This window comes from Solwaraspora sp. WMMD791 (genome assembly GCF_029581195.1).
Lineage (GTDB): Bacteria > Actinomycetota > Actinomycetes > Mycobacteriales > Micromonosporaceae > Micromonospora_E.
The window spans coordinates 2,457,287-2,476,775 of the sequence record NZ_CP120737.1; the positions used below are offsets into that span (position 1 = coordinate 2,457,287).

Annotated in this window: 18 protein-coding genes; 14 read left to right on the forward strand and 4 right to left on the reverse strand. The window is 69.7% G+C overall.

Features of this window, described 5'->3' with window-relative positions:
* From O7623_RS10765 to O7623_RS10790, 6 genes are read left to right on the forward strand one after another with little or no spacing between them, the layout of a single operon-like run.
* A complete protein-coding gene (locus O7623_RS10765; protein ID WP_282228469.1) occupies positions 1-1,137 on the forward strand; it encodes an FAD-dependent oxidoreductase in 1,137 nt (378 codons plus the stop codon).
* A 31-nt stretch (positions 1,138-1,168) separates the two neighbouring features.
* Complete coding sequence (locus tag O7623_RS10770) at positions 1,169-2,467, forward strand: ATP-grasp domain-containing protein (protein ID WP_282228470.1); 1,299 nt, start codon at positions 1,169-1,171, stop codon at positions 2,465-2,467.
* Positions 2,464-2,814: a hypothetical protein gene (locus O7623_RS10775; RefSeq protein ID WP_282228471.1), complete on the forward strand. Its 351-nt coding sequence runs from the start codon at positions 2,464-2,466 to the stop codon at positions 2,812-2,814. The genes O7623_RS10770 and O7623_RS10775 overlap by 4 nt, the downstream gene beginning before the upstream one ends.
* Positions 2,807-4,162, forward strand: a complete 1,356-nt coding sequence (locus O7623_RS10780; RefSeq protein ID WP_282228472.1) for an FAD-binding oxidoreductase — start codon at positions 2,807-2,809, stop codon at positions 4,160-4,162. The genes O7623_RS10775 and O7623_RS10780 overlap by 8 nt, the downstream gene beginning before the upstream one ends.
* Before the next feature lie 5 nt (positions 4,163-4,167).
* Positions 4,168-4,665 (forward strand): flavin reductase family protein, encoded by a 498-nt coding sequence (locus tag O7623_RS10785; protein ID WP_282228473.1) that lies wholly within the window; start codon positions 4,168-4,170, stop codon positions 4,663-4,665.
* A gap of 41 nt (positions 4,666-4,706) precedes the next feature.
* Positions 4,707-5,900, forward strand: coding sequence for a GNAT family N-acetyltransferase (locus tag O7623_RS10790; RefSeq protein ID WP_282228474.1), 1,194 nt, complete (start codon positions 4,707-4,709; stop codon positions 5,898-5,900).
* A gap of 124 nt (positions 5,901-6,024) precedes the next feature.
* Here O7623_RS10790 and O7623_RS10795 read toward each other — a convergent pair whose 3' ends face one another.
* Positions 6,025-7,449: an ATP-binding protein gene (locus tag O7623_RS10795; protein WP_282228475.1), complete on the reverse strand. Its 1,425-nt coding sequence runs from the start codon at positions 7,447-7,449 to the stop codon at positions 6,025-6,027.
* 263 nt (positions 7,450-7,712) lie between these two features.
* On the opposite strand from O7623_RS10795, the gene O7623_RS10800 reads away from it, so the two are divergent.
* The gene (locus O7623_RS10800) at positions 7,713-9,287 is read left to right on the forward strand and encodes an ABC transporter substrate-binding protein (RefSeq protein ID WP_282228476.1); all 1,575 of its coding nucleotides are present in this window, start codon (positions 7,713-7,715) and stop codon (positions 9,285-9,287) included.
* An 88-nt stretch (positions 9,288-9,375) separates the two neighbouring features.
* Entirely contained in the window at positions 9,376-10,188 is an 813-nt protein-coding gene (locus O7623_RS10805; RefSeq protein ID WP_282228477.1) for an amidinotransferase, read from the forward strand.
* A gap of 16 nt (positions 10,189-10,204) precedes the next feature.
* Here the strand turns inward: O7623_RS10805 and O7623_RS10810 are convergent, their stop codons facing one another.
* Positions 10,205-11,539 carry an MFS transporter gene (locus O7623_RS10810; protein WP_282228478.1) on the reverse strand — a complete coding sequence of 445 codons (1,335 nt, stop codon included), beginning with the start codon at positions 11,537-11,539 and terminating at the stop codon, positions 10,205-10,207.
* A 71-nt stretch (positions 11,540-11,610) separates the two neighbouring features.
* On the opposite strand from O7623_RS10810, the gene O7623_RS10815 reads away from it, so the two are divergent.
* Positions 11,611-12,621, forward strand: a complete 1,011-nt coding sequence (locus tag O7623_RS10815; RefSeq protein WP_282228479.1) for a helix-turn-helix domain-containing protein — start codon at positions 11,611-11,613, stop codon at positions 12,619-12,621.
* 619 nt (positions 12,622-13,240) lie between these two features.
* On the opposite strand, the gene O7623_RS10820 is transcribed toward O7623_RS10815, so the two are convergent.
* Complete coding sequence (locus tag O7623_RS10820) at positions 13,241-13,951, reverse strand: hypothetical protein (RefSeq protein WP_282228480.1); 711 nt, start codon at positions 13,949-13,951, stop codon at positions 13,241-13,243.
* 840 nt (positions 13,952-14,791) lie between these two features.
* Positions 14,792-15,931, reverse strand: a complete 1,140-nt coding sequence (locus O7623_RS10825) for an XRE family transcriptional regulator (protein WP_282228481.1) — start codon at positions 15,929-15,931, stop codon at positions 14,792-14,794.
* Between the two features lie 322 nt (positions 15,932-16,253).
* On the opposite strand from O7623_RS10825, the gene O7623_RS10830 reads away from it, so the two are divergent.
* From O7623_RS10830 to O7623_RS10850, 5 genes are all read left to right on the forward strand, one after another.
* Positions 16,254-16,571: a hypothetical protein gene (locus tag O7623_RS10830; RefSeq protein ID WP_282228482.1), complete on the forward strand. Its 318-nt coding sequence runs from the start codon at positions 16,254-16,256 to the stop codon at positions 16,569-16,571.
* A 242-nt stretch (positions 16,572-16,813) separates the two neighbouring features.
* On the forward strand, positions 16,814-17,242 hold the full coding sequence (locus O7623_RS10835; RefSeq protein ID WP_282228483.1) for a DUF3307 domain-containing protein: 429 nt from the start codon (positions 16,814-16,816) through the stop codon (positions 17,240-17,242).
* Positions 17,243-17,408: 166 nt separating this feature from the next.
* A complete protein-coding gene (locus O7623_RS10840) occupies positions 17,409-18,314 on the forward strand; it encodes a hypothetical protein (RefSeq protein WP_282228484.1) in 906 nt (301 codons plus the stop codon).
* A 94-nt stretch (positions 18,315-18,408) separates the two neighbouring features.
* Positions 18,409-19,290, forward strand: coding sequence for an FtsK/SpoIIIE domain-containing protein (locus tag O7623_RS10845; RefSeq protein ID WP_282228485.1), 882 nt, complete (start codon positions 18,409-18,411; stop codon positions 19,288-19,290).
* Positions 19,287-19,484: a hypothetical protein gene (locus O7623_RS10850; protein ID WP_282228486.1), complete on the forward strand. Its 198-nt coding sequence runs from the start codon at positions 19,287-19,289 to the stop codon at positions 19,482-19,484. The genes O7623_RS10845 and O7623_RS10850 overlap by 4 nt, the downstream gene beginning before the upstream one ends.
* Positions 19,485-19,489: the final 5 nt, after the last annotated feature.

The window sequence follows — 19,489 nt, forward strand, 5'->3', positions numbered from 1 at the left end:
ATGGGCACCGGCACCCGGTCGGCCCGGCGGGTGGTCGTCGTCGGGGCCGGGGTGACCGGCCTGGTCACCGCGGTCGCCTGTGTGCTCGCCGGACACCAGGTGACGGTGCTGGACCGGGGGGCGATCCCGCATCCCGGGTCGAGCTCGTTCGACCAGCACCGGGCGATCCGGGCGCTCGACCCTGAGGACCTGCCGGGCACCCGGCGGGCGGCGCTGGCCCATCAGCGGTGGCTGGAGCTGGAGACCCTGCTCTGTGGTTCCCGCCCCGGCGTCGGCTTCTACCGGCGGGTCGGGGTGCTGACCGGCTGGCCCGGTGGGCAGGTCGAGCAGGTCGCCCAGGTCGCCGCCGACGCCGGCCTGTCGGTCAAGCTGGTCGAGCCCGACGAGGTCGGGCAGATCCGGTTCCCGGCCGGGGCGCGGGCGGTGCTCGAACTCGACGCCGGTGTCCTGCTGGCCGACCGGGTGCTGTGGGCGGCGGCGCGCTGGTTGGCCCGCCACCCGGCCGCCCGGCTGCGCGCCTGGTCCCCGGTGGTCTCGGTGGACACCGACCGCGCGCAGGTGGTGCTGGCCGACGGCGGCTGCGAGCAGGGCGATCTGGTCCTGGTCGCGGGCGGGCCGTGGACGAGGTCGCTGGTGGACGTGCCGACCGTGCTGTACCGGCAGACGATGGTGTACCTGCGTCCGCCCGCCGACCTGGCCCGCTGGTGGGACACCGCGCCCAGCGCCGGGCGGGTCGGCGCGGACGGCCGTGCCTGGCTGCTGCCCTCCGGTGCCGGCGCGCTGCTGAAGGTCAGCACGGACGCGGCGTGCCGGGTGGTGGCCGACCCGGACGACGACGAGCCGGCCGACGAGCGCCACTGGGCCGACCGGATCATGGCGGCGGGGATCCTGACCGGCATGGACCGGTACACGGTCGCCGCGGTCAAGCGGTGCCACTACGCGGTGGACGCCGCCACCGGCGGTGCCCACCTGGTCCGTCTCGGTCCTGCGGTGTTCGCCCGGGCGGCCAGCGGCGGCGACGGGTTCCGTACGGCGCCGTTGGTCGCCGACCGGATCGTGGCCGCGCTGCGGCCCACGGCCACCGCCGGCCTGCGGCCCCTGGCCACGGACCGTCGCGCCTCACTCGACATTTTCTGAACTGCACTCCCCCGATCGGAAGGAACACACGATGAGCAGCTCCCCGAACGTGCTGCTGGTGATTGGTAGCGGGCTCAAGCTCTACCGGGAGTACCTGGTCCGCTCGGCGGCGGCCCGCGCCCGGGCGGCGGGTCACCAGCTGGTGCTGATCAACAACCTGCAGCCGACCTGGCAGCACGAGTACTTCGCCGAGATCGCGGTGGTCAACGTCTTCGACCACGCGCTGCTGGCCCGGGCCGCCCGCGAGATGGCGACCCGCTACACCGTCGCCGGCGTGCTGTGCTGGGACGAGCCGCTGGTGATGCCGGCCGCCGAACTGGCCGCCGAGTTCGGCGTACCGGGACTGAGCGTCCCCGGCGTGCAGGGTTGCCGGGACAAGTACAGCGCCCGGACCCGGCTGACCGAGGCCGGCCTGCTGCAGCCCGGCTTCGCGATGACGGCCGACCTGGCGCAGGCGCGGGCCGCCGCCGAACGGATCGGCTACCCCGTCGTGGTCAAGCCCCGGGCCCTCGGCGCCAGCATGGGTGTGGTGCTCGCCGAGGACGAGGCGCGACTGACCGAGGCCTTCGAGGTCGCCTCGGGGGCCAGCCTGGTCGGCGACGAGCCGTTCCGGGGCGGTGCCATCGTCGAGCAGTACGCCGTGGGCCCGGAGATCAGCGTCGACGGCGCCGTCCACAAGGGCGAGTACCTGCCGATGTTCCTGGCCCGCAAGCGCACCGGCCCGCACCCCTACTTCGAGGAGATCGGGCACGTGGTGGACGCGGCCGATCCGCTGATGCACGACCCGGTGCTGATGGAGACCCTGGCCCGGGCGCACCGGGTGCTCGGTATCGAGGACGGCATCACCCACTCCGAGGTGCGGTTGACCGAGCAGGGGCCGCTGATCATCGAGATCAACGGCCGGGTCGGTGGCGACCTGATTCCGTACCTCGGCAAGATCGCCACCGGGATCGACCCCGGTGAGGTCATGGTGGACGTCGCGCTCGGCCAACGCCCGGAGATCACCCGGTCGCACCGGGGCGCGGTCGGCATCCGGTTCGGCTACCCGGCGACCGACTGCCTGGTCCACTCGGTCGAGGTGCCGCACGAAGCACCCGGCCTGGTGACGGCGTCGCCGATGGTCGAGCCCGGCACCACGCTGCGGCTACCGCCGGGCGGCTACATCGCCCGTCACTCGTTCGTGGTGTGCCAGGCCGACGACCCGGTGACCTGCGAACAGCGACTCGACGCCGCCGCCGCGCTGGTCGTGGTGGACGCCGAGCAGGTCGCGGCGAAGCCACCGGGCGCGGTGCTGGAGATGCCCGCCGGGCTGCTGGACGTGGACGAATGATCAGCTACGAGGGGCGGCTGTTCCGCAAAGCGGGCGGCGGCGACGGCACCGTCGCCCGCTACCGTCAGGACGGCGACCTGGTCTGGGCCGAATTCGGCGGCGGCGCGGTCCGCCGGGGCACCGTCACCGGCACCTGCGCGCCCGACGGCACCCTGCGGTTGGCGTACACCATGGTGCTGGCCACCGGAGAAGTGATCGCCGGGCACACGGTGAACGTGCCACAGTTGCAGCCGGACGGCCGGCTGGTGCTACGCGAGCAGTGGCAGCGGTACGGCGAGCACGCCACCAGTGGAGTGTCCTACCTGGAAGAGGTCGCACCGGGTGGACGGGAGGGGTCCGATGACTGACTGGGACGGGCTGCGTACGGTCGTCGACGGGCGGCTGCGGCTGCCCGGCGACGACGGATTCGACCAGCGCACCAGGTCGTTCAACGAACGGTTCCGCGACGTGGTGCCGGCGGCGGTGCTGTCGGCCACCACCGGCGCCGACGTCAGCCGGGCGATCGGCTGGTCCCGCGACGCCGGGATCCCGGTCGTCGCCCGGGGTGGTGGCCACAGCTACGCCGGCTACTCGACCAGCCGGGGGCTGGTCCTCGACCTTCGGGAGCTCGACAGCGTGCACGTCGACGCGTCGACCGGGCTGGTCACCGTCGGCGGCGGCACCCAGATGCGCACGCTCTACGCGGCGCTGCGGAAACACGACCTGATCTTCCCGCTGGGCAACTCCGACGACGTCGGCATCGGCGGCCTGGTCCTGGGCGGCGGCGTCTCGGTGGTGTCCCGGGCGACGGGGCTCACCTGCGACTCGTTGGTCCGTACCGACGTCGTCCTCGCCGACGGCAGCGTCGTGACCTGCGACGCCGACCACCATCCGGACCTGTTCTGGGCGTGCCGTGGTGGCGGTGGCGGCAACTTCGGGGTCAACGTGTCCTTCACGTTCCAGGCCCGGCCGGTGCCGGCCACCGCCACCTGCCTGGTGCTGTGGGACTGGCCGCACGCCGTCGACGTGCTCGCCACCATGCAGGAGGTGATGCGCCGCGCGCCGCGTGAGTTCGCCGCCCGGATCGGGGTGAGCCGCGCGGTGGGCGGCGACGCCGTGGTGTCGGTGATCGGGCAGCACCTGGGCTCGGCCGACGAACTGCGGGAGCTGCTCGCCCCCGCGTTGGCCGCCGCGCCGGCGACCCGGGTCGACATCGCCGACCGCAGCTACTGGGACGCGGCGGAGTACCTGCACCACACCACCGCTGGCGGGGCCTTCGCCGTACGGACCCGCTGCGTCAGCGAGCCACTGGCCGAGGCGGGGCTGCGGGCCATCGTGGCGGCGCTCGACAAGTGGCCGGGCAGTGCCAACCCCGACGGCGCCGGCGTCGCCCTGTTCACCTGGGGCGGGGCGATCGCCGACGTCCCGGCCGACGCGACCGCCTTCGCCCACCGGGACACCCTGTTCCTGGTGTCGATGGACACCTCGTGGCAGCCCGACGAGCCGGCGACGGTGGTCCGGGACAACCTCGACTGGCTGGCCGCACTGCACCGGGAGATGGGCGACTACGCCTCCGACGCCGCCTACGTCAACTTCACCGACCCGGACCTGCAGCAGTGGCGCACCGCGTACCACGGTGCCAACGCGCAGCGGTTGGCGCAGGTCAAACGCCGCTACGACCCGGACCGGATCTTCTCCTTCCCGCAGGCGCTCTGATCGGCATGGATGCGGACCTGCGGGCGGTGATGCGCAACTTCGCCACCGGCGTCGCCGTGGCGACGACGTACAGCGACCGGGCGGACGGCAGGCACCACGACGCGGTCACGGTCAACTCGCTGACCTCGGTCTCGCTCGATCCGCCGCTGGTGTCGCTGTGCCTGCGACTGGATTCGGCGTTCCTGGCCGATCTGCTGGCCACCAAGAAGTGGGCGGTGTCGATCCTGCCCGATGCGGCCCGCGACCTCGCCCGACGGCTGGCGGTGGACCGGGCGCGCCGGGCCGACACCGTCGGCACGCTGCCGGCGACGGCCGGGGCACGCACCGGTGCGCTCGTGCTCGACGCGTCCAGCTGGATCGAGTGTGTGCTGTGGGACAGCTTCGACCTCGGCGACCACACCCTCGTCGTCGGCGAGGTGGTCGCCGTGGACGACCGAGCGCACGGCCCGGCGCTGGTGTTCCTGCACGGCCGCTACCACACCCTCGACGATCCGACGCAGTGACCGATGTCCGTCCGTCCCGTGACACACGAAAGGTCAGCAGCATGAGCAAGATCCGCCAGGTATCCGGCGACGAGCGGTTGCACACCGCGTTCACCCTCTACCCGTACGCCTTCGACGCGACCCCGTCGCCGACCGCCGCCGACGAGCTGCGCGGGGTGCTGCCCTACCACGAGGACAACCACACCCTGATCGTCGAGCAGGACGGTCAGACCCTGGCCACCCTCGGGGCGATCCCGATGCGGCAGAACCTTCGGGGCAGGGCGATGGGGATGGCGGCGCTCGCCTGGTTGGCCACCCGTCCCGGTGCCCGTCGGCAGGGCCACGGACGCCAGCTGATGCACCAGATGCACCGCGACATGCTCGACAAGGGACACTTGCTGGCGGTGCTCTACCCGTTCCATCCCGGCTACTACAGCAGGTTCGGCTACATCGGACTGCCGCTGAACCGGACCGCGTCGTTCACCCCGCACGGGCTGGCTCCGCTGCTCGACGTCACCCTGCCCGGCGAGGTCTCCTGGCAGAGCATCCGCGAGGGCTTCGACACCTACCGGGCCTTCCAGCGACAGCTGTTGGAGCACCGACACGGCTACATGTTCACCCCCGACTTCCGGGCCGCGCGGGCGTCGAACGCCGACGACCGCTGGCTGGCCTGCGCCACCGTAGACGGGGAGGTGGTCGGCCTGCTCACCTACCGCGTCGACGGCTACGGCGGCACGCTGCACGCCGACGAGCTGCTCTACACCGACCCGCTCGGTCGGGCGCTGCTGCTGCAGTTCCTCGCCCAGCACGCGTACCAGGTCAGCCGGATCGAGATCACCGTCGCGCCGGACGAGTTCCCCGAGACCTGGGTGACCGGCCTCGAGGTACTGACCTCGGCCGAGGCGACGTTCCCCGCGTCGCCGCCGATGATGGGACGACTGCTGTCGATGGACGCGCTGCGCGGCCTGCGCTGCGCCGCCGGCCGGGTCGAGATCGACGTCGTCGACGACGACCTGCTCGCCGGCCGGTACCTGCTCGACGGCACCGACGGCACGATCACCGTGGGCACGACCGACGGTGCCGGCCCGGCACCACGGGCGACCCTGACCGCCGCTGGGCTCTCCGGGCTGGCGTACGGCGTCCTCGACCCGCTCGACCTCGTCGCGCGCGGGCTCGGCGAGGTCGACGTCGAGGCGGCGGCGCAGTTGCGCACCCTGCTGCCGCGCTGCACGCCGCACGCCTTCGGCAAGGGCTGACCGCCCAGCCGCGCCCCGGGCAGGCCAGGCCGGGTCCGACAGGTGTCACACCGGTCGGACCCGGCCGTTGCCGTCAGGTGGACCCCGGCACCGTCCTCGGGTGGGCTGGACGCGGCGGTCGCGGTCAGATGATGTCCGATGTGGGGACCGGGGCCGCCCAGGGGTTGACCCGGTGCAGGCCGGCGGCGGCCCGGCGGGCCCGGCGACTGGCCAGGTCGACCGGGGCCGCGGCGATGTCTCGCCGCACCTCTTCGGCGAACGCGCCGACCGGCACCGGCACGTCGTAGCTGCCCGGTACGGCGCAGTGCCGGACCAGCCCGGCGTCGACCAGCGACTCGAGCAGCTCGTCGGCGCTGTCGGTCGAGACGTTCATCGCCCGGGCCACCCCGGTCACGGTCATCGACCGGGCGCCGTCGCCGGCCAGCCGGCAGAGCAGGTCGCGCGCCGTGCGGGCCAGTCCCTGGTACGCCGACCCGATCCGGTCCCGTACGGTGACGTCGCCGACCGCAAGAACGTCGAGCAGCCGCCGCCGATCGGTGAGCTGCCCCGCCGTGTAGCCGAGGGTCCGGCCGGGGCGCGCGGCGATGCGGCGGCCGACGACGTCGACGGCGAGCGGCAGGTCACCGCAGGTTTCGGCGATCGCGTCGGCGGCGGCGTACTCGGCCCGCACCCGCGCCTCGCCGACGAGCCGACCGAGCAGGTCCAGTGACTCCGCACGGGTGAAGACGTCCAGCCCGATCCGATGGGTGCCGCACAGGCCCAACAGCCGGGGCCGGCTGGTCAGGACGACCTGGCTGAACGCGCTCTGCGCCAGCAGCGAACGGACCTGGGCCTCGTGCTGGACGTTGTCCAGCACGACGAGCAGCTTGCGCTGTGCCAGCAGGGACCGGTAGAGACCGATGCGCTGCACCGGGCTGTCCGAGATCTGGTCGGCGGGCACCCCGAGGGCCAGCAGGAAGTCCCGCACGATCGTCGGGACCGCGTCGCCGTCCGGGCCGTGGGTGGTGAGGTCGACGTACAGCTGTCCGTCGGGGAAGTGCCGCCCGGCCTGCTCCGCCAGGCGCAGCGCCACGGCGGACTTCCCCACCCCGGCCAGGCCGGTGATCAGGATGGGTGCGCGCGCGTCGGTGGGTGGGGCGATCAGGCGGCTGAGGGCGGCGATGACGTCGGCCCGGCCGACGAAGGCACCGGGAGCCATCGGCAGCTGCGCCGGGCGCGTGGGAACCGGGGGGCCGGGGGCGTCGCCGCCGTACGGGCGGTCGGTCCACCCCGCCGCCGGTACGCCGGACTGCTCGGCGATGTCGCGCCACCGCCGCTCCCAGGCACCGAGGTCGCCGCCGCAGGCGGAGACGAACGCCAGGGTCACCGCCAGCGTCGGCAGCCGTCGCCCGTCCGCCGCGCTGGACAGCACCGACGGCGAGAACAGCGCCCTGCGGGCGAGCTCGCGGTAACTTGGATTGCCCGCCCGGCGGCGCAGCAGTCGGAGATCATGCGCGAATGCCGGGATCGGTCCGCCGGAGGCATCCAGCGGACGTTCGGGTCGTCCCATTTGTTCCTCCCCGATGGGTCTTGCCGTCCAGCCGAATGCTACCTGCGAACTGATCATCTGGGCAGTCCTCAGGACCTCGGTGCGGTAAGTAGAAATTGATTTGGTTGATTGTTTTGTTATCTGACGATGGCAGCCAATCCTAGCGTCTGTTGGACTTCGATCAGCGCAAACGCCCTGGCGACTGTGCCCAAATCCAGTGTCATCGGCCGGACAGGTTCAACGGAGGAAGCGTGCGATCATCCCATACCGCCCAAACAACGGCAATGCCCAGCACAACGGGTGGGTTCACCGCCACCGACGACACCGTCGCGGACGCTGGCGACGGCGTGATCATCAGCTACCACGGAACCGAACCGGAGAACGCCCTGATCCCCGGACACACGACCGAGTCCGGCGGAGTCAAGGTGATCGCCGCCCTGTTCCGCGGCCTGGTCTCGTACGATCCGATCGACGCCAGCCCCCGCAACGAGGTCGCCGAATCGATCGAGACCACGGACTCCACCCGGTTCGTCGTCACACTGCGACCCGGCTGGACGTTCCACGACGGCTCGCCGGTGACAGCGCGTAGTTTCGTCGACGCATGGAACTACACCGCCTACGGCCCCCACAGGATGCAGGCAGCCAGCTTCCTCTCGCACATCGAGGGATTCGACGAGGTGAATGCCGCCGACGCCACCGTCCGGGAATTGTCCGGACTGGAAGTGATCGACGACCACACGTTCGTGGTCACCTTGTCCGCACCATTCTCCGAATTCCCGGTCACCCTGGGATGCAGCGCATTCTTTCCACTGCCCGCGATGTTCTTCGCCGACCGGGAGGCGTACGAGGCGCACCCCATCGGGAACGGTGCCTTCCAGTTTGTTTCTCGGGAACCGGAGAAGTACATTCTTCTGCGCCGCTACGACGGGTACGCCGGGGCCGAGAAGCCACACGTCGGCGGCGTCGAGTTCCGGATCTACGCCAGCCTGGAGGACGCCTACCACGACGTGATGGCCGACAAGCTCGACTACCTCGACGTCACCCCGTTCTGGGCCTTGACGGACAACCGGTACCTGCGGGACCTACCGAACCGCACGCACGACCGGACATATCTCGGGATCCAGACGATATCCTTTCCGCTGTACGATTCCCGCTACGCAGATCCCCGACTGCGCCAGGCGATCTCCATGGCGATCGACCGGGTCACGCTGATCGACCGGATCTTCCAGGGCCATCAGGTCCCGGCCGACGGGCTGGTGCCACCGGCCGTCTCCGGCCGGGCCGAGAACCAGGGCGGCGAGCTGTGCAGCTACTCCCCCGTACGGGCCAAGGAACTCTTCGACGCCTGTGACTTCACCGGCGAGATCGAGCTGACCTCCAACGTCGACTCGCCCAATCAGCCGTGGATGGAGGAGGTCTGCGCCTCGGTCACCGCGACGCTCGGCGTACCGTGCCGATTCGTGCCGATCCCCACTCTCGGGGAGTTCCGTCGGCGGCTCAACGCTCAGGAGATCGTCGCGCTGTTCCGATCCGGCTGGATCGCCGACTACCCGTCGATCGAGAACTTCCTCAGCCCGATGTTCCGCACCGGCGCGTCGGACAACGTCGGCAAGTACAGCAACCCCGAGGTGGACGCCCTGTTGTCCGCAGCGGACCGTGCGCCGACCAGCGCGCAGGCGTGGGATCTCTATCAGCAGGCGGAACGGCTGATCCTGCAGGACATGCCGACGATTCCGATCTGGTACCAGAGCACCCTGTCTGCGTGGTCCACCCGGATGCGCAACGTCCAACCGAACCCGTTCCGGGAGCTCGACCTGTTCAGCGTCACCGTGGCGGGACCGGACACCACAACGGACTGACACCCGGGCGGGGCGTCGGTGCGGCCGGCGCCCCGCCCGACCGGATCGACACGTCGGGTGGGACACCCCGACGATGGGAAGGCGTAACGTGAACCGCGAACTGCTGATGTCCGACGCGACCCATTTCCGCGTCGACTACGAAATCAACCCGTACATGTGCACCGGGGTGCAACCGGACCCGGCGGCGGCGGTCGCCGAGCACGCCGCGATCGCCGCGGCGCATCTGGCGGCCGGCCGCAAGGTGGAGTACCTGCCGTCCGCCCCGCAGTGCCCGGACATGGTGTTCACCGCCAACGCAGCCGTGGTCCGTGGTGGCCGGGCGGTACTGGGCGACCCGCCCGCGCAGCGGCAGGCAGAGCTGCCGTACTTCCGCCAGTGGCTGACCGAGCAGGGCTACGACGTCGTCGCCGCGCCGTACCCGTTCAGTGGTCAGGGCGACGCGTTGGCCTTCGGTGACCTGCTGCTGGCCGGCTACGGCTACCGCACCGACCGGCGGATGCACCCGGTGCTCGCCGCCGAACTCGGCTACCAGGTGGTGCCGGTACGCACGGTGAGCCCCCGCTGGTACGACCTGGACCTCGCGGTCGCGGTCGTCGGCGGCCCCACGAACACCCTTGCCTGGTGCCCGGCGGCGCTCGACCCGGTCAGCCAGGGGCGGCTGCGCGACCTCGGCGTCGACCTGATCGACGTCGACGTCGCCGAGGCCGCCCGGTTCGCGCTCAACCTGGTCAGCGACGGCACCACGGTGACGATGACCCGGGGCAACCCGGGTCTCGCCGGTGCGCTGCGCGACCGTGGCCTGCAGGTCGTCGAGCTCGACACGACCGAACTGGCCAAGGGCGGTGGCGGAATCCGCTGCACCGCCCTGACCCTGGACAACCCGCCGGCTACGACCGGCTGAGACGCGGCCCCGCCGGTCAACCACGGTTCGGCTGCGGCTCCCGCTCGTCGTCGGCGACGGCGTCCACCGCAGCCGGCACCGGCGGTGTCGCCGTCCCGACCGGTGGCGTCTCGACAGTCGGCCGCATGATCTTCATCGACAGGACCGCCGCGCCGATGCTGAGGAAGCCGGCGACGTACCAGACCGGCGCGTAGTTGCCGAAGCCGTCCCGGGTCATGCCGGCCACCGTGGCCGCGATCGCGGCACCGATCTGGTGGGAGGCGAAGACCCAGCCGAACACGATCGGAGCGGACATCCCGAAATGCTCCCGGCACAGGGCGACCGTCGGCGGCACGGTCGCGATGAAGTCCAGACCGTAGAAGACGACGAACACCATCATGAATCCGGTCACCGTGTCGTCGAAGACGTGCGGCAGCGCCAGCAGCGAGATCCCCCGCAGCAGGTAGTAGATCGCCAGCAGCAACCGGGAGTCGACGCGGTCGGTGAGCCACCCGGACAGGATCGTGCCGACCAGGTCGAAGACGCCGATCAACGCGAGCAGCCCGGCGGCGGTGACGCTGGGCATGCCGTGGTCGTGGGCCGCCGGGATGAAGTGGGTGGCGACCAGGCCGTTGGTGGTGGCGCCACAGATGGCGAAGCCGGCGGCGAGCAGCCAGAAGGGCCTGGTCCGGGCGGCGTTCTTCAGCGTGGTCACCGCGAGCCGGGCCGCGTTGCCGGAGGCCGGCCGCGGTGGCACCACCTCGGTCGCCCCGTGCGGCGGGATGCCGATGTCCGCCGGATGCTCGCGGAAGAAGAGCAGGACCAACGGGACCGTCGCGAACGCCACCAGGGACACCACGATCGCGGCGGAACGCCACCCGGCGGAGGACTCCGCCATCGACGCCACCAGCGGCAGGAAGATCAGGGAGCCGGTCGCGCCACCGGCCGACAGGATGCCGGTGACCAGGCCGATCCGCTTGGCGAACCAGCGGGTGCCGATGGTGGCCACGAAGCCCAGCGAGATCGAGCCGGCGCCGAGGCCCACCAGCACACCCCAGAGCAGGACGAGTTGCCAGGCCGCCGTCATGAACACGGTCAGGCCGCTGCCCAGCGCGATCAGCGCCATCGCGCCGGCGGTGACCTTGCGGACACCGAACCGTTCCATCAGCGCGGCGGAGAACGGTGCGGTGACCCCGTACAGGGCGAGGTTGACCGACATGGCGAAGCCGATGGTGCCGGTCGACCAGCCGAACTCCTGCTGCAGCGGCTCCACCAGCGCTCCGGGTGTGGCCCGGAAACCCGCCGCGCCGACCAGGGCGACGAAGCCGATACCCGCGATCATCCACGGCCACAGATGCTTGGTGCGAATCATGCGGCAAGCGTCGTCGATCACCGCCGGCACGAGGAAGTGGCTCTAGAGCCAACATGTGAAAGAATCAGGCCATGGATCGTCCTCACCTGATTGCGGTGCTCGCGTTGGACGGCGTGGTCGCCTTCGACATCGGCACTCCGACGCAGATCTTCCACTCCGCCCGCGACGACCGTGACCGACGCCTCTACCAGGTACGGATCTGCACCCCCGGCGGGGCACCGGTGCGCAGCGCCGCAGGGTTCACCGTCGCCGCCGACCATGGACTGGAGCTGCTGTCCGAGGCGGACACCGTGCTCGTCGCCGGGGTGCAGGACCAGGCTCAGGTCCTGATCGACGGCACAGTGGACGAGAACGTCCGCAATGCCCTGCACGCGGCCGCGGACCGCGGTGCCCGGATGATGTCCACCTGTACGGGGGCCTTCGTCCTGGCCGGCGCCGGCCTGCTCGACGGCCGCCGGGCCACCACGCACTGGGCGCACGCCGACGACTTCCGCCACCTGTTCCCCCGCGTCGATCTCGACCCGGACGTGCTGTTCGTCGACGACGGCGGCATCCTCACCTCGGCCGGCGTCGGCGCCGGCATCGACCTGTGCCTACAGGTCGTGCGCGACGACCACGGCAGCGAGATCGCCAACATGGCCGCCCGCCGCTGCGTGGTGCCGCCGTGGCGCCCGGGTGGCCAGTCGCAGTACATCGTGCGCCCGGTCCCCCAGGTCACCGACACCTCCACCGCCGCGGCCCGCGCCTGGGCGCTCGAACACCTGCACGAGCCGCTGGACCTGCGGGTGCTGGCCGCGCACGCCCGGATGAGCGTACGCACCTTCACCCGCCGGTTCCGCGAGGAGACCGGGCTGAGCCCCGGCAAGTGGATCACGCAACAGCGCGTCGAGCGGGCACGGCACCTGCTGGAGACGACGGAGATGGTCATCGACCAGGTGGCCCGCCACTCCGGCTTCGGTACGGCGGCGGCCCTGCGGCAGCAGATGAGCGCCACGGTCGGCGTCCCGCCCAGCGCGTACCGCACCACGTTCCGGTCAGCCGACGCCACCCGCGCGCACCGGGTCTCCGCCCTCGTCCGCTGACCTCCGGAGGTCCTGCGGCGCGCGCCAGCCCGCCGCCCTGACTGGTGCCGACCACCACCAGCCCGCGCCTTGACTGGCCGACCCCGGCCAGTCCCCACAGGCACATTCGGGTTTGCGCGGTATTCCTGTGAGGAATAATCATTCCCTACAGGAATACTGTCAGGTCGCGGTACCTGTTCCGGCTGTGGCCCTGCCCGGACGCACCGACGACCGACCGAAACTGAGACGACACAGGGCACCGGTGATCCGGTGCCCTGTTCGCGTGCTGGCCAGATCGTGGGCGCGGCAGGTTTCGAACCTGCGACCCCTCGCTTGTAAGCTCTGCGCGGCGCGTCCGGCAAGACCCGCGTACGTCTCCGACCTCGGGCGCGGGTCCGTCGTCTACCATCCCCGACTCCCCTGGTCCGGCCCGGTTGCTGTCATCGCTGCTGTCAACAGCAACCGGGCCAGACGCGTCACGAGGCCGCGCGGCCGTACTGACAGCTTGGGAATCGGGTTGATCTACACCCTGAGTAGCCGTATCAGCTTATGAGCGGACACGGAGCGTGTTCCAACACGCGCAGTCGGGGCGCGACATGGGCCAGTGTTTACCGGCGTACCGGGCACGCGTCGGGCACGGTTAACTGGGGCCTGAGGGCGAACGGGGAGCCTGCGCAGGACCGGCTTGCGCTACTTCCTCAATAGATGGCAGGTTGTCGGTTTCGGCCGTTCGGACTACGCGTCGCACCATCTCTACATGCTCTAGATATTTCTGGACCTGCTCAGCCTCAGTTGCACCAAACACTTCTGGACGGTCTAGCATTCGTCGATAGAGGTCATAGAAGTCCGACTCTCCGCTGCGAAAGGCTTTGTAGTTCGCCTCCACCCTAAACCCTCGACTGAGCCCTAAAGTGAGAGCGGCATGGGCAGCGATAACTGTTACCAGTGCCTTCGACCACGGATCGGGCGTTATCGCTTGGGCCAAGATAGGCAAACTGACCGTCGATACAGTCACCCAAACTAGAGAATAAATATGGAACCGGCGGTATCGTTCGGCCTGAGTCTTCCAAAATACAAGGGTTCCTTGGATTCGCTCGAAATTCTGAGAGAGCCGTTTCTTGGCTTCGTCTCCGAAGCGGGAGGAATCCGCAAAGGAAGGTCCGCCAGGGTTCAGGTTCACCACTCGGAACAGCGTTCGAAGTGCCGGATACAAGGTGACCATCGCAGCACCTACGTACCCGGACAGAGCGACAGCCCAGCCGTTGATGTCGACCTCCCACGAAAGCCCGGCGATCAGGGGATGGTACGTGTTGTCAGACGTCAAGCGCACCTTGACGTCTACGCCGGCCACGGCGACAAGGCGCAGTATGCACAGCGCCGCAACCCAGCCATCCCGTCTGCCGTCGACCCGCACTCCCGTGGAGCGGGCCGCCGCCCGGCCCGCCACGTCAAGACGGCCTTGACGCCCGTACGGACGCTGGCGGGTCGGGCGGTGGTCTGCTCGGCTCTGCCCGGGTCGACGGCGGGCGGGATGGCTCCCCCACCGCCACCACCCACGGCCCGGCACTCGCCGACGGCGGTCCGCCCATCCCCGGAGCCGGAGCGCCCCCGCCGGAGGCGCAGTAACCGCAACCCTGTATGCACCCGGCTCCCGCGCGATCGGCGCGGCGTGCGCTCGGCCACGCCGCGCCCCGGCCGGCGGCCGGCCCAACACCACACATTCGGAACGCTGGCAGTCGGCGGCGGCCCGGTTGGTGTCCGCTCTCCGCGCCAGCCGCCGGGCGTGTTGCGGGGCCGGAGCGGAGCGGCAGCGGAGTGCAGGCCACGCGCCCAGGCGGCGGCGCGTGCGGCCCGCTTCGCGGGCCGCCTTGAAAGACGTACAGAAAGTTCTCACAGGGCCGCCGGCAGCCGGCCTGGCAACCAGGAACCCGTACCGGTGGGTGACACTAGAAGGATGGGCCACGGACCTGATACGGACGCGGAGTGGTGGACGACGTCAGAGGTAGCAGCCTACCTGGGGGTACAGGTCGCTACCGTCACCAACTACCGTAAGCGCGGTCAGATGCCGGAGCCAGACGCCACTTTCGGCCGGACGCACGTATGGCGGCCGGTCCGGATCGTGGACTGGCACAGCGGACGGCCTCGGCCAGGTGTTGGCGGCCGCCCCGTGGCGGGGCCGAAGGAGCTAGGGTCAGAACCGGAGACTCCGTAGCTTCTCCAGGTAGTCGGCCGCAGTCGGCTCGTAAGGGTGATCGCGGGCGAGAAGTCTGCTCAGCTCGTTGGAACAGAGAATTAGCGAAGGAAGCGACTTACGATCGCCATCGAGGGCGCGGTGGCCGTAAGCGGTTGCCTGCTCAACGTCGCCGGAGCGGGCAGCAACGACGCCGAGCGTGACCTGAGCCTCAGCAACACGCATTGGCTTCCTGACCGTTCCGTCGGGGGCCGTCGACGATCGTATAACCTCGCGAGCGTACATCTCGGCAAGCGAGTCTTCACCGACAATCCGATAGCAGTCCATGGCGTAAAAGTCGAACTTTGCTGGATCGACCACGAAATGGTGGTCTGTGTCTTCGGGGTACGGAAGCGATTCCAACAGTTTTCGGCCCCGGTCTAGCGCCGTTTCAACCTGGCGTCGATCCCCCATTCGCGCCCACGCCTTGGCGCTCTGCGCTTCGAGCTGGACTGCTACGCCCTGGCGGGGCGCGGCAGTCGTGCCAGTCCTCGCAGCGACGACTACCCCTCGGTAGTCGCCCTGGGTAAGCGCGTACCAGGCTCGCATCTCGTGCGCCCACGCGACGACTTCACCGTTCCCCGATTCGTTGCCAAGCGTCAAGGCGGCCTTGCGCGTCGCCTCGGCTTCTCGCCTCATACCCATGTCGTACTCGACGCAGCCAACGAGAAGCGCGATCCAGCCCGCGACGTTCAAAATCTCGCGATGTTGTGCAAGCGTCAGGCGTCTGCCAAGTAGGGCGGTCACTCGGTTCAGCCACGATCGGCCTTCAACCTGTAGCTGCTCCGGAGACATATATGGGTACTCGCAGCACAGTCGGTCGGCCGCGATCTTCAGCGCGTCAAGTGTGCTCTGGGACACGTCTGACGCACGTATCCGGGCAAGGATCTCCAGCGTTCCCATACCGGTGCCCTGCAGAAGATGGCCCTCGGTCTCAGACCGCCCCTCCCTGGGGAAGAAGGCGGCGGTAACGGTACCAAACGTCTTGGCGATCAGCGTCTTGTAGAACTGATCAGGCTCGGAGTCTCCAGCTTCCCACCTCTTCCAGTTGCGGATGAGCGTGCTGTCGGACGGCAGTGGCTCCCCAGCGTGGGTACGCATGGCACGAGTCGCGTCGCTCTGGGACCAGCCGCGCGCCGTGCGCTCCCGCCTGAGCCTTACCGCCCACGCGGGTCGATCTTCGCTGCTCAACATATCGGCGTCCACGCCTCCAGTATCCCTCCGGACGGGGGCACGCAGTAGGGGACTTCGACCTGTCACCAGAGTGACACCTGTCGTTGTGCTGCCGGGCACGCGACAGTCGATCCAGGCATCGACCGATGCAAACCTTCCCATCGGGAGGGATGGCGAGATACCAACTCAGTTGGTACTCTCTGGTTGAGCAGTCGCCCACAGGGGGCGCGCTCTGGACAGGAGGTCTGTTGTGAAGCTGTACGTGGACATCACGGGCAAGCAGGTGACGGTGTCGAAGGACCCGGAGCCGAAGAACGACCAGAACGGCAGTCAGCGGTCGGAGAAGGGTACGGGCCGGCTCATGTGGTCGACCCAGGTCTTCGTGCTGGACGAGACCGGGGGCGAGGTCATCACCATCACTACGGCGGGTGAGAAGCCGAACGTGACGGTGGGACAGCTCGTCAACCCCGTTCAGTGGGAGGCCATCCCGTGGGCGACCAACGGGCGTTCCGGCGTGGCGTACCGCGCGACCGAACTGAAGCCGGCTACTGGCGCTTCGGCCAAGTAGGTTCCTCGCACATCGTGCTGTGTCCGCCCCACGATGTCCGGGGCTCCTCCGGCGGCTTGAAGCCCGTCGTCACTGATCCCACCTTGTCGAGACCGGGAGTGGTTCTGACTCCTGCATTCCTGGTCTCGCGGTCACCGATGGTGGCCGCAACTCTGTAGTACCTGCGGGGCCGGTCTGACTCCTACATCACCCGGCCCCGCATTTTCCAACCCGTTCATCCCTCATGTATGGGAGTGGTTGTCGTGCTCGTTTCCGCTGTCGTGTTCGCGGTGGTCGCCGCGACTTTGCACGCCGCCCACCAGTTGGCGGATCACGTTTTCGGCCAGACTGACGCTCAGGCCACCAACAAGGCCGCTGCCGGTCTGTCCGGCTGGCGGCATCTGGCGGGCCACGTGGCCGCCTATCACCTGGTGGTCGCCGTGATGCTGGGCGTCACGGTGTGGGTGCTGGATCTTCCCGTCTCGGTCGCCGGTGTGGCAGCCGGTTTGGCGTTCTCAGCGGTGACGCACGCCATTCTGGACCGGCGTTGGCCGGTGCGGTGGATTCTGGCCCGCACCGGATCGGAAGCGTTCGCTGACCGGGTCGCGCCGATCTGCGGGATGTACCTGGCGGATCAAGCCTTGCACTACGGCTGCCTGTGGGTGGCTGCGCTGCTGATCGCCGCTCTGTAGCACCTGGCGGGCACTGTTCCCGCCGCGCGATGTCGAGCGTGGGGCCGGTCTGACTCCTACATCACCCGGCCCTACGCCCTTCCAACCCATCCAACCCAATCGCTTGGGAGGACGTGTCGTGTCCAAGTCTAGCCCTCGCCCGTTCGGGCGGAAGTCAACCGGAACGGTGACGGTCATCGAGACCCAGGTTCACCGTTCCTCGGCGCGTAACGCCCGGCTGTCGTTCGTCCTGACCGCCATCGTCGTCGGCCTGGCCGCGATGGCTGTCGCCGCCGACTACATGCATCCGATCCTCGCCGGCCTGGCCGGCTTCGCGATCGGCGTCGCGGTCGGCTCCGTCGTCTGGACGCTGGTCCGGATCTGGCCACTGATCCGCATCGTCTGGTGGTGGCTGCCGGAAATCGTGCTGTCCCTGGCCCTGGTGTACGGCTGGATCGCCCTGGCCGCACACACCAACCTGGCCGCCCGTCTGGCGGTCATCGCCGTCGTCGTCGGCGTTCCGGCCGCTGTGCCGGCTGTGCGCCGTCGGATCGTGGCGCTCGCGTGGTGCGTCATCGTGCGTCACCGGCTGCGGGTGTGCTTCGCGCAGTTCATCATCGCCAACCGGTCCGGATCGCTGCCGCTGATCCTGTGGGCCGCGCCGACACAGGTCGGCGAACGCGTCTGGATCTATCTGCGGCCAGGGCTGTCGCACTCGGATCTCAACAGCCGGTTGGACAAGATCGCGGTCACCTGCCACGCGGCGGCCGTCACGATCGAACGCGCCTCGGAGCGCAACGCCGCCTATCTGCGGGTCGACGTCAAACGCCGTGACGTGCTCGGCGCGACCGTCGATTCCCCGCTGGTCGACCTGGTCGACCCGGACACCCCCGCCGACACCACCAGCCGCGACGGCGGCGACGCGCCGACCGCGCTGGACCTGCCCGACGTGGCAGAGCCGACCGGCACGCCGACCAACGGCAAGCCGGCCCCGTCACCGCGTACCGCGAATGGCCGTACCCCCGCCACCGCGACAGCGGCCCCGGCGACGGCCACCAGCTCCGACGGTGACGACGTCACCGACTGGATCTGACCCCTACCCATCCGATCAGGGGCGCGGGACAGGTCCCGCTTGTCGCGGCTCTACCCGCGCCCCTTCCACCTTCCTATTCCTAGGAGCGCTCGCCATGACCACCACACCGATTCCCGCAGCGGGTAACCCGCTGGTGCCGGTCGGGCCGTCCCTGTCGATGTTCGACCCCATCTATCTGGGCATCGACGAGTTCGGGGAGCCCGTCTACCTCAACATGGTCTACCGCAACCTTCTCGCCGGTGGTGAACCCGGCGGCGGTAAGTCCGGACTGCTCAACACCGTCTGCGCGCACGCGGCCCTGTCCACCGACACCCGCCTCGTTCTGTTCGACGGCAAGCTCGTCGAACTGGGCATGTGGGAAGACGTCGCCGACGAGTTCATCGGCCCCGACATCGATCGGGCGCTCACCGTCCTGCGCCGCCTCCAGGTCGTCATGAACAACCGGTACGCCTGGCTCCGGGCACACGGACGCCGCAAGGTCACCCGTGCCGACAAGCTATCGATCATCACCGTGATCTGCGACGAGATCGCGTTCTACTCCGCCACCATCGGCAGCAAGCCCGAACAGGAGGAGTTCGTCACGCTGCTGCGTGACCTGGTCGCCCGAGGCCGCGCCGCCGGTATCCCCGTCGTCGCCGCGACGCAACGGCCGTCGTTCGACATCATCCCCACCAGCCTGCGGGACCTGTTCGGCTACCGGGCCGCGTTCCGCTGCACCACCCCGAACAGCTCGAACATCGTTCTCGGCCACGGCTGGGCCGAACAGGGCTACTCCGCTACCGACATCTCCCCCACCAACCAGGGCGCCGCGTACCTCCTCGCCGAGGGCGGCATGCCCCGCCGCATCAAGGTCGCCTACCTGTCCGACCAGCAGATCCAAGCCATCGCGGACTACGCCGCCTGGATCCGGCGACCCACCAGCTTAGACACCGTCAACCAGCGGTACGCCCCACTGGACTGGGGGATGGCCGCATGAACCGGCGAACCGGCAACACCGGACCGAAGGTGCCGTACTGCGATCTGGTCGTCACCGGCACCCACGCCGACGTCACCGCTCTACGCGACGCGGTCCGCGCCAGCGGCCGACTCGTCTACATGTCCGCACCCGCCCAGGTCAGCGCGGACGACCCCCGCATCCGGATCGTCATCCGGCTGACTCCCACCCACTGAAGGGA